This is a genomic window from Pseudomonas lopnurensis (genome assembly GCF_015070855.1).
GTDB classification, from domain to species: domain Bacteria; phylum Pseudomonadota; class Gammaproteobacteria; order Pseudomonadales; family Pseudomonadaceae; genus Stutzerimonas; species Stutzerimonas lopnurensis.
The window spans coordinates 1-3,263 of the sequence record NZ_JADDIX010000062.1 but is presented as its reverse complement, the minus strand read 5'-3'; the positions used below and the strand labels follow the sequence as shown (position 1 = coordinate 3,263).

At 62.1% G+C, this 3,263-nt stretch carries 3 protein-coding genes; all 3 read left to right on the top strand.

What is annotated here, in order from left to right:
• The first annotated feature begins 2 nt into the window (after positions 1-2).
• Positions 3-569 carry a cytochrome-c oxidase, cbb3-type subunit II gene (gene ccoO / locus IN820_RS12055; protein ID WP_408005237.1) on the top strand — a complete coding sequence of 189 codons (567 nt, stop codon included), beginning with the start codon at positions 3-5 and terminating at the stop codon, positions 567-569.
• 98 nt (positions 570-667) lie between these two features.
• The gene (gene ccoP, locus IN820_RS12050; RefSeq protein ID WP_193681214.1) at positions 668-1,603 is read left to right on the top strand and encodes a cytochrome-c oxidase, cbb3-type subunit III; all 936 of its coding nucleotides are present in this window, start codon (positions 668-670) and stop codon (positions 1,601-1,603) included.
• 355 nt (positions 1,604-1,958) lie between these two features.
• Positions 1,959-3,263: cytochrome-c oxidase, cbb3-type subunit I (gene ccoN, locus IN820_RS12045; RefSeq protein ID WP_193681213.1), on the top strand; the 1,305-nt coding region annotated here is incomplete at its 3' end.

Sequence of the window (3,263 nt, the reverse complement as noted above, 5' to 3'; positions counted from 1 at the left end):
CCCTGTTCATGATCCTGGCGGTGAGCATCGGCGGTCTGACCCAGATCGTTCCGCTGTTCTTCCAGGACAGCGTCAACGAGCCGGTCGAAGGCATGAAGCCCTACACCGCGCTGCAGCTGGAAGGCCGCGATCTGTACATCCGCGAAGGCTGCGTCGGCTGCCACTCGCAGATGATCCGTCCGTTCCGCGCCGAAACCGAGCGCTACGGCCACTACTCGGTCGCCGGCGAAAGCGTCTACGACCATCCGTTCCTGTGGGGCTCCAAGCGGACCGGTCCGGACCTGGCCCGTGTCGGCGGTCGCTACTCCGACGACTGGCACCGTGCGCACCTGTACAACCCGCGCAACGTGGTGCCGGAATCGAAGATGCCGTCCTATCCGTGGCTGGTCGAGAACACCCTCGACGGCAAGGACACCGCCAAGAAGATGTCGGCTCTGCGCACGCTGGGTGTCCCCTACAGCGACGCAGACATCGCCGGCGCCGGGGATGCCGTCAAGGGCAAGACCGAAATGGACGCCATGGTGGCCTACCTGCAGGTACTCGGCACCGCGCTGACCAACAAGCGGTAAAACGATACCCACCTAAGAAATGATGCGCTGCCGAGGGCAGCCATCAGGGACTTCAATCGCGGACAGCCAGAGTTGCTCGGGCTGTCCAGGAGTAGCACATGAGCACTTTCTGGAGTGGATACATCGCCCTGCTGACGCTGGGCACCATCGTCGCTCTGTTCTGGTTGATCTTCGCCACCCGCAAGGGCGAGTCCGCCGGCACCACGGACCAGACGATGGGTCACGCCTTCGACGGCATCGAGGAATACGACAACCCCCTGCCACGCTGGTGGTTCCTGCTGTTCATCGGCACGCTGGTGTTCGGCATCCTCTATCTGATCCTCTACCCGGGGCTGGGCAACTGGAAAGGCGTCCTGCCGGGCTACGAGGGCGGCTGGACCCAGGCGAAGCAGTGGGAACGCGAAGTCGTGAAGGCCGATGAAAAGTACGGCCCGATCTTCGCCAGGTACGCAGCCATGCCGGTGGAACAGGTCGCTCAGGACGAGCAGGCCGTGAGAATCGGTGCCCGCCTGTTCGCCAACTACTGCTCCATCTGCCACGGTTCCGACGCCAAGGGTTCCACGGGCTTCCCGAATCTGGCCGACCAAGAATGGCGCTGGGGCGGTGACCCGGCCTCGATCAAGACCAGCATCCTCAACGGCCGTATCGCCGCGATGCCGGCCTGGGGCCAGGCCATCGGCGAAGAAGGCGTGAAGAATGTCGCCGCCTTCGTACGTCAGGATCTCGCCGGCCTATCGCTGCCGGAAGGCACCGAGGCCGACATCGCCGCCGGCCAGGAGGTCTATGCTCAGACCTGCGCCGTCTGCCACGGCCAGGGCGGTGAAGGCATGGCAGCGCTGGGTGCGCCGAATCTGACCAATGCAGCCGGCTGGATCTACGGCTCGAGCCTGGGTCAATTGCAGCAGACCATCCGTCACGGTCGCAACGGCCAGATGCCGGCCCAGAAGCAGTACCTGGGCGAGGACAAGGTCCACCTGCTCGCCGCCTACGTTTACAGCCTGTCACAAAAACCGGAGCAACTCGCGAAGCAGTGAGTCTCATAAGGGCGGTACACTCGTGCCGCCCTTCCCGCCCCATCCCCACGCAACATCGTCCAGCGCTGCGACCATCTGTCGCATCAATAGCTGACCAGCGTCCTTCCCCCTCTACGCTTGCACTCTTAAGCTTCTCCTTCCGGCTCGCCGTCCCGCCTAGAACGATAAGGCGAAGCCATAAATCTCGACGCGCCGGCCTGGTGCGGAACGTCCCTGTAGCGCGCATGGAAAACGCTTGGAATCAGGGTCTTGGCGGGAGAAAGGCAGTCCTGGCGTCGTTTGCATTGCCCCCCTGCTTTCTCCATACTTGCCGCCGTTTTTGCCTTCGAAAATGCCATTAGCGTGGAAGCCTTGCATGAGCACAGCAATAAGTGAGACTGCTTATAACTATAAGGTGGTTCGCCAATTCGCCATCATGACGGTGGTGTGGGGAATCATTGGGATGGGCCTGGGTGTTTTCATCGCCGCGCAGTTGGTGTGGCCCGGGCTCAATTTCGACCTACCGTGGACGAGCTTCGGCCGTCTGCGACCCTTGCACACCAATGCGGTGATCTTCGCCTTCGGCGGCTGTGCGCTGTTCGCTACGTCCTACTACGTGGTTCAGCGCACCTGTCAGACGCGACTGTTCTCCGACGGTCTCGCCGCTTTCACCTTCTGGGGTTGGCAGGCCGTGATCGTGCTGGCGGTCATTACCCTGCCCCAGGGCTTCACCAGCTCCAAGGAATACGCCGAGCTGGAATGGCCGATCGACATCCTGCTGGCGATCGTCTGGATCACCTATGCGCTGGTATTCTTCGGCACCATCATGAAGCGCAAGGCCAAGCACATCTATGTGGGTAACTGGTTCTTCGGTGCCTTCATCCTGGTGACGGCGATGCTGCACATCGTCAACAACATGGAAATCCCGGTCACCTGGTTCAAGTCCTACTCGATCTACTCGGGTGCGACCGACGCCATGGTGCAGTGGTGGTACGGCCACAACGCCGTGGGCTTCTTCCTGACCACCGGTTTCCTCGGCATGATGTACTACTTCGTGCCGAAGCAGGCCGAGCGTCCGGTGTATTCCTACCGCCTGTCGATCGTTCACTTCTGGGCGCTGATCACCCTCTATATCTGGGCCGGCCCGCACCACCTGCACTACACCGCCCTGCCGGACTGGGCGCAAAGCCTGGGCATGGTGATGTCGATCATTCTCCTGGCGCCGAGCTGGGGCGGCATGATCAACGGCATGATGACCCTCTCCGGCGCCTGGCATAAACTGCGCACCGACCCGATCCTGCGTTTTCTGGTGGTATCGCTGGCCTTCTACGGCATGTCCACCTTCGAAGGCCCGATGATGGCGATCAAGACCGTCAACGCCCTGTCCCACTACACCGACTGGACCATCGGCCACGTGCACGCAGGCGCCCTCGGCTGGGTGGCCATGGTCTCCATCGGCGCCCTGTATCACCTGATTCCGAAAGTGTTCGGTCGCGAGCAGATGCACAGCATCGGCCTGATCAATGCGCACTTCTGGCTGGCCACCATCGGCACCGTGCTCTACATCGCCTCGATGTGGGTCAATGGCATCACCCAGGGCCTGATGTGGCGTGCAATCAACGAGGACGGCACCCTGACCTACTCCTTCGTCGAAGCGCTGGAAGCCAGCCACCCCGGCTTC

What these genes read in the sequence shown, in the direction of transcription:
- ccoP (WP_193681214.1), top strand. Translation starts at nt 668, where the DNA reads ATGAGCACTTTCTGGAGTGGATACATCGCCCTGCTGACGCTGGGCACC.